The sequence below is a fragment of the Frankia sp. AiPs1 genome (genome assembly GCF_023716945.1).
In the GTDB taxonomy this organism is placed as follows: Bacteria; Actinomycetota; Actinomycetes; order Frankiales; family Frankiaceae; genus Frankia.
The window spans coordinates 1-6,446 of sequence record NZ_JAMQQF010000324.1; the positions used below are offsets into that span (position 1 = coordinate 1).

The 6,446-nt window shown below is 73.6% G+C and carries 6 protein-coding genes and 1 pseudogene; 3 read left to right on the forward strand and 4 right to left on the reverse strand.

The features are described 5' to 3' along the window. Positions 1-29: 29 nt before the first annotated feature. Positions 30-809, reverse strand: coding sequence for an enoyl-CoA hydratase (locus ND748_RS21890; RefSeq protein WP_251747855.1), 780 nt, complete (start codon positions 807-809; stop codon positions 30-32). A gap of 101 nt (positions 810-910) precedes the next feature. Here ND748_RS21890 and ND748_RS21895 point away from each other — a divergent pair, with 101 nt between their 5' ends. From ND748_RS21895 to ND748_RS21905, 3 genes are all read left to right on the forward strand, one after another. Then, positions 911-1,489 (forward strand): MOSC domain-containing protein, encoded by a 579-nt coding sequence (locus tag ND748_RS21895; RefSeq protein ID WP_251747856.1) that lies wholly within the window; start codon positions 911-913, stop codon positions 1,487-1,489. A gap of 267 nt (positions 1,490-1,756) precedes the next feature. After that, positions 1,757-2,122 (forward strand): hypothetical protein, encoded by a 366-nt coding sequence (locus tag ND748_RS21900; RefSeq protein WP_251747857.1) that lies wholly within the window; start codon positions 1,757-1,759, stop codon positions 2,120-2,122. Positions 2,123-2,281: 159 nt separating this feature from the next. Next, the gene (locus ND748_RS21905; RefSeq protein WP_251747858.1) at positions 2,282-2,764 is read left to right on the forward strand and encodes a polyketide cyclase; all 483 of its coding nucleotides are present in this window, start codon (positions 2,282-2,284) and stop codon (positions 2,762-2,764) included. A 284-nt stretch (positions 2,765-3,048) separates the two neighbouring features. Here ND748_RS21905 and ND748_RS35110 read toward each other — a convergent pair. The 3 genes and pseudogenes from ND748_RS35110 to ND748_RS21920 form a co-directional block, all read right to left on the reverse strand. Beyond that, positions 3,049-3,441 (reverse strand): annotated as a pseudogene (locus ND748_RS35110) (arsenate reductase ArsC); the annotation flags it as partial. A 477-nt stretch (positions 3,442-3,918) separates the two neighbouring features. Then, positions 3,919-4,704: an HAD-IIA family hydrolase gene (locus tag ND748_RS21915; RefSeq protein WP_251747859.1), complete on the reverse strand. Its 786-nt coding sequence runs from the start codon at positions 4,702-4,704 to the stop codon at positions 3,919-3,921. 61 nt (positions 4,705-4,765) lie between these two features. Continuing rightward, positions 4,766-6,214, reverse strand: coding sequence for a cytochrome P450 (locus tag ND748_RS21920; protein WP_251747860.1), 1,449 nt, complete (start codon positions 6,212-6,214; stop codon positions 4,766-4,768). Between the last annotated feature and the right edge of the window lie 232 nt (positions 6,215-6,446).

A 6,446-nucleotide genomic window follows, 5' to 3' on the forward strand; every position in this document is an offset into this window, starting at 1 on the left:
TCCCTGGGCCGCGGCCGGCCGGCGTCGGCTCAGCCGCGGTCGGCGCCCAGGCGGGCCCGGTTGCCGGCCATCACCTCGACCCGGCGCTGCTCGATCTCGGCGAACGCCGGCGGGGTCTCGATCGTCCCGCGTGCCTCGGCGGCGCTCGCCGGGCCGGTGTAGGTGGCGGTGCCGTCGCCGTAGACCTTCTTCAGCCCGCGCATCATCCGCGGGTCGACCTCGCCGACGGACGCGGCCACCGCCAGCGCCCGGTCGCGCAACTCCTCGTGCGGCACGACCTCGGTGACCAGCCCGATGCGCAGGGCCTCGGCGGCGCCGACGAGCGCGCCGGTCATCGACATCCGCCGGGCGTTGGCGACGCCGACGAACAGCGGCAGGTGCGCGGTCAGCCCGCCGCCGGGCAGCACCCCGACGCGCACGTGGGTGTCGGCGAACACGGCGCGCTCGGAGGCGATGAGGAAGTCGCAGCCCAGCGCGATCTCCAGGCCGCCGGTGAACGCCGGTCCGTTGACGGCGCCGATGATCGGGGTCCGCATCCGCGCGACCTGGCCGACGCAGTTGGTGCCCTCGAACTGGTCGAAGTACTTCTTGCCGTCCCGCGCGGCCTCCTTGAGGTCGACGCCGGCGCAGAACGCCGGGTCGGCACCGGTGAGGACGACCACGTGCACCTCCGGGTCCTCGTCCGCGTCGACTAACGCCGAGTACAGCGCGGTGACGAGCCCACCGCCGAGCGCGTTGCGGGCCTGGGGCCGGTTCATGGTGATCAGGCGGGTGGTGCCGAGCGTCTCGGCGATCAGGATCTCACTCATTCGAGGAGTATTTCCCAGCGATGTCGCCGCCGCGACCCATCCCACCTGCGGCCGTTGTGCTGGCAAAGATGGCGTCGGTTGCGGTTACGGCGGTTACGGCGGTGGCGGCGCTGGCGGCGACGGCGACGGCGGCGACGGCGGCGTGGTGGTGGCCGCCGAGAGGCGGCCGCGCGGGTAGCCGGTGGAGTAGCGTCGCCAGCATGGACCGCGGCGGTCGCCTGGTCGGCATCTACACCGCGCCCGGCCCTGGCGCGGCGATGCAGGGGCGTTCCCGGGCCCGGGTGATCGAGGGTCGGGGTCTGGCCGGGGACCGGTACGCGGCGGGCACCGGGACGTACTCGGGGTGGAGCGGCTCCGGGCGGGCGGTGACGCTGATCGCCCGGGAGGCGGTCCGTGCCCTGGTCGACGAAGGTCAGGTCACGCTCGCCGAGCACGAGACGCGGCGCAACCTGGTTACTGAGGGGATCGACCTGCCGGCTCTGATCGGCCGGACGTTCCGGGTCGGGGACGTGGTGTTCTACGGCGCGCGGCCGTGTCCGCCGTGCGGATACCTTGAACGCCTGCTCGACCGCCCGGGTGTCTGGCGGGCCCTCAGGGAACGCGGCGGCCTGCGGGCGGACGTCGTGTGCGGGGGAGTGGTCGAGCTCGGCGCCACCGTCGTCGCGCTACCCGCTTCCTGAAAGCGGGCGGAACGGGTCGGCCCGCTCCATCCCCCGACGATTTTTCCTGCGTTGTCTCCCGCATTCAGTCGAGTGCCGCTGTGACTGCGTCCACGCGCCATCCTGACCACTGACCACGGACAGTCCGGGAGGCGACACGACTCGGCTCCCGGCGTGGCCCGTTCGTCGCACGGAGGGGCCTAGGCTGAACCGGTGTCATCTTCGCGTAATGACGGCGTTCCGTGGTCGGACGGCGGCCGGGCCGCCCGTTCCGGGTGGACCGGCCGGGTGCTGACGGGTGGGCTCGCCCTTGGGCTCGCCGTCGGGTTCGGGACGGTTGCGGCAGGTTGCTCCTCCGACGGGTCCGGCGCGGCGGCGGACGTCCGTATCAGCGGCTGCGCGCGCGACCCGGACAACCATCGGGCGGTGGTGACGGGCGAGGTGAACAACGGCTCGTCCAAGCGATCGAATTACGTGATCCAGGTCGACGTCAAGGCCAACGACAGCAAAATCGAAAGCGGGTTGGCCTCCCTGTTCAGGGTGGATTCGGGCGCCAGTAAGACGTTCACCATCCATCCGGTGGGCGCGGACGTCCCCAGCGGCACCGAGCTGACCTGTACCGTCGCCCACGTTGGGCGGATCGCCGCCGAATAGGACCCGGACGGCGTGCGGTGGTGCGGGCCGAATGCCGAGCTGGGGCGGGCGGCAATCGCTTGTCCCCGGGCACCGCGGCGGCATACACAGAGAACGGCGCTGGACCAGCGTCACCAGCAGCGAGCAGTCGCTGGTCCGGGTGATCCGTGGAGGATGCCGATGTCCGACTCCGAGCGCGTGTCCGTCCAGCGGCGAGTGCCGGCCGCCGCGAGCGAGATCTTCGCGCTCATCACGGACCCGCACGGCCATGTGCGCATCGACGGCTCCGGGATGCTCGTCGCTCCGGTCGATGCGAAGCGCCTCGAGCAGGTCGGGGACGCCTTCGAGATGGACATGGACCGCGAGCCGCTCGGCGATGTCCCCCTCGGCCTTTACAAGGTCATCAACACGGTCACCCGGTTCAGCCGGGACGCGCAGCTCGAATGGAGCGTCGCGGGGGTCGGCATGCCGAACGTCGGTCACGTCTACGGCTACCTGCTCGACCCCGTCGATGCGACCACCACCGACGTGACGTCCTACTGCGACTGGAGCGGGTCGCCCGAGCGGTGGAAGGCCCGGATCACGTGGCCGGTTGTCCCGGTGGCGTCCCTGGAGAAGTCGCTGGAGAACCTGGCCCGCGTCGTCGCGGCGCCGGCCGGCTGATCTCCGGCGCCGTTCGGTCAGGGCCGGGCGATGACGGCTGGCCGGTCGAGGCCGGTTCGGTACGGGCGCGGGCGGGGCGGGACGGCCGGCGGGCGACGCGCGCCGGCCGGGCTCCCGGGTGGCTGATGCCCACCCCGGTCCGGCTGGCCGCGGTCCGGTTGGTCGAGCCCTGACTGGTCGAGCCCTGACTGGTCGCGGTCCGACTGGTCGTAGCCCGACTGATCGAGGTCGAGCCGGTCGGGTTCGGGCCGGTCGCGCAGCAGGCCGACGCGGGCGGCGACCCCGAGGCTGTACAGCAGGGAGCGCACCCGGGAGTCGATCTCGTCCCGGATCGGCCGGATGTCCTCGAGCACCTTCTCCGCCGGGTCGTCGAGCTCCCAGGTGAGGTACCGGGTGTGCGGGTAGATCGGGACGGTGTCGCCGCAGCCCATGGTGATGACGACGGACGCGGCGCGCACGGCATCGTCGGTGAGCCGGGTCGGGCAGGCACCGGACAGGTCAATGCCGACCTCGGCCATGGCCGCGACCACCGGCAGATGCAGGGTCGCCGCGGGCGCGGGGCCGGCGGAGCGGGCCTGAATCCGGCCGCGGCTGTGCTGGTCGAGCAGCGCGGCACCCATCTGCGAGCGCCCCGCATTGTGCACGCACACGAACAGCACCTCGGGCGGGCGCTGCACGGGCACCCCGGGGTGGGCCTGCCGCAGCGGCGCGGGATCGGCGGACGTCGAGCCGGCGGACGTCGAGCCGGCGGACGTCGAGCCGGCGAACATCGAGTTGGTGGACATCGAGTTGGCGGACGTCGAGTTGGCAGACATCAGGTTGGCGGGCGTCGAGTCGGACGGCGAGCGCCCGGTCATCGGGGCCACGGCGTCAGAGGATGCGGGGCGCGCCAGCTACGGCGCCGCCGATTGGCCCAGCGGAACCCTCCGCAGGCTGACTCGACGGTGACGGCGCCCCTGCCGCCGGCCGCATGGACGGGTGTCTCGCCCGGTGCTGAGCCGCGCCGCCCGAGGGCGTCCGCGTGCTGTCGCCGGTCCGTGGTGTCCACGCATGAATTTCAGGCATTCATCCCATCTTACAGGCACGTGCCGGGCCGTCACGGGTGAATGCCCGCGGCGGCGGCGGAGAGCGGCCGATGACCGCGCCGGCCGGTCTCAGTCGAGACCGTCGAGCAGCGCCGGGAGGTCGGCGAACGAGTCGATGACGTGGTCGGGGCGCCCGGAGGCCGCCGCGAGGGTGTCGGACCTGAACTTGCCGGTGCGGACGAGCACCCCGGTCAGGCCGTGGCGGGCCGCGGCGAGCACGTCGTGCTCGACGTCATCACCGACCATCACCGCCTGCGTGGGTCGCGAACCGAGAGCGCGCAGCGCGGTGGCGAAGAACTCCGCCGCCGGCTTGCCGACGACGACCGCCGGCCGGCCGAGTGCCTGCTCCAGCCCGTGCAGGTAGGCGCCGGTGTCGAGGCGGAGGCCGCCGCCGGTGCGCCAGAACAGGTTGCGGTGCAGCGCGACGAGGGGCACGCCGTCCGTCGCCCAGGCGAAGACCTGGTTGACCGCCTCGTAGGTGAACTCCGGCCCGGCACCGCCGAGCACGATGACGTCCGGCCGTTCGCCGGGCCCGCTGAGGGCCACCCCGTCGAGATCGGCCCGGATGTCCCCGCTGTTGAGCACGTGGCAGCGGGCGGCCGGGTGGTGCTGGCGCAGGTAGGACGCGGCCATGGCGGGCGCGGTGAACACCTCGCCGGGGTCGACCGCGAAGCCCGCGGCCGCGAGCGCCGCCGCGATCGACGCCCGGTCGCGGGAGGTCGTGTTCGTGACGAACGCGACGCCGAGCCCCGCCGCCCGCAGCCGGTCCAGCGCCTGGGGCGCGCCCGCCAGCGCCTGCCAGGACACCGTCAGCACGCCGTCGATGTCGATGAGCACGGTCCGGATGCGCTCCATGCGCCGAGACGCTACCGAGTCCGCCGCCCGTACCGGCCGACGGCGGCGCGCACCGGTCCGGTCAGCTCGGCCGCCGGCGATGCGCGGTCATCGGCAGTCCGTCCCGTGGGCGCAGCGTGACCAGCGGGTGGGGGACGACGTCGAAGCCGGGCACGGGCCGCAGCGACCAGTGCCGGGCGATCGCGGCGAGCGCCAGCGCCCCCTCGGCCAGCGCGAACGTGTTGCCGATGCACTGGCGGGGACCGCCACCGAACGGGAAGTAGGCGAACCGTGGGCGCTGGGGCGTTGCCCCGGTGCTCGTGCTCGTGCTCGTGTCGGTGTCGGTGTCGGTGCTCGTGCCGGTCGTCGCCGCGCCGGGGTGCAGCCAGCGGGACGGATCGAACCGGTCCGGGTCCGGCCACCAGCGCTCGTCGCGGTGCACCACCCACTGGCTGAACAGCAGCGTGGAGCCGGCCGGCAGCCGATGCCCGCCGACCTCGCGATCCTCGATGAGGTGGCGGCCCATCGCCCAGACCGGCGGGTAGAGCCGCATGGCTTCCTGCAGCACCGCCTGGGTGTACTCCAGCCGGGGCAGATCGTCGATCGTCGGGGGCCGCCCGCCCAGCACCGTGTCGAGCTCGGCCTGCAACGCCCGCTCGGCCTGCGGGTTGGCGCCGAGCAGATGGAACGTCCAGGACAGCGCGTTCGCGGTGGTCTCGTGCCCGGCGAGCAGCAGCGTCAACGCCTCGTCGCGGACCTGGGCGTCGTCCAGCCGCGCACCGGTCTCGGCGTCCTGGGTGGACAGCAGCAGGGAGAGCAGATCGTCGCCGGTGGCACCGGCCGCCCGCCGCCGGGCGATCAGGCCGTAGACCATCCGGTCGAGGGCATCGCGGGAGGCCCGCCGGCGGCGGGCGGCGGGCAGCGGCAGCCGCTCGGCGGCGGCGAACCCGGGCAGGACGCGGCGCCCGGCAGCCGGCATGTTCTCGCGCAGCGCGGTGCGGACGACCTCGATCAGGGCGTCGTCGAGCGGCACGTCGAACAGGGTGCGCGCGACGATCTCCAACGTCATCTCGGACATTTCGGCGTGAATGTCGAGGCGCTGGCCGTCGCGCCAACGGCGGGCGGTGGAGTCGGCGATCGTGGCGAACGTCGCGCCGTAGCCGGCGATCCGCCGGCGGTGGAACAGCGGCTGCAGGAGCCGCCGGTTCGTCCGGTGGGTCTGCCCGGAGCTCGTCAACAGCCCCTGGCCGAGCAGGAGCGACAGCGGCTGGACGACCGTCAGCCGCCCGTCTCGACCGCGTCGCGCCGCGCCCTTGGCGTAGGCACGGTGCCCGCCGACCAGCGCGTCCGCGATCGCCTCCGGATCGCTGACCAGGTAGGCCGACACGGGCCAGGCGGTGAGGCGCACCACCGGGCCATACGCGCGACGCAGGTCGAGAAACCGGGTGAGGGGATCGGCGCGCATCCGGCGCAGGGCCGCCAGCCTGTTGCCGCCGGGCCCGGGCACCCCGACCGCCGGGCGTGATGCCATCCGCAGACCCGGGTGTTCCTCTGACACGATCACTTCGCTACCTCCTCGGACGGCCCGACTCTCGTCAGGGTGGCGCGCCGGGATGCGAGGCAGATGTGAGGCCGATGTGCGGGCCCGACTCAGGCCGCCGGCAGGGCAGGCGCGAACAGCTCCCGCAGGCGTAAACCCGCCCGGAGGGGACGGGCAGCCGCCCGGGCCAGGCGGGCGCGGGCCGGCCGGCGCGGCGAGGCTC

Excerpts from the sequence above, each read along its gene's own strand:
- ND748_RS21890 (WP_251747855.1), bottom strand. The coding sequence starts at position 809 with ATGAGTGAGATCCTGATCGCCGAGACGCTCGGCACCACCCGCCTGATC.
- ND748_RS21905 (WP_251747858.1), top strand. The coding sequence starts at position 2,282 with ATGTCCGACTCCGAGCGCGTGTCCGTCCAGCGGCGAGTGCCGGCCGCC.
- ND748_RS21915 (WP_251747859.1), bottom strand. The coding sequence starts at position 4,704 with ATGGAGCGCATCCGGACCGTGCTCATCGACATCGACGGCGTGCTGACG.
- ND748_RS21920 (WP_251747860.1), bottom strand. The coding sequence starts at position 6,214 with ATGGCATCACGCCCGGCGGTCGGGGTGCCCGGGCCCGGCGGCAACAGG.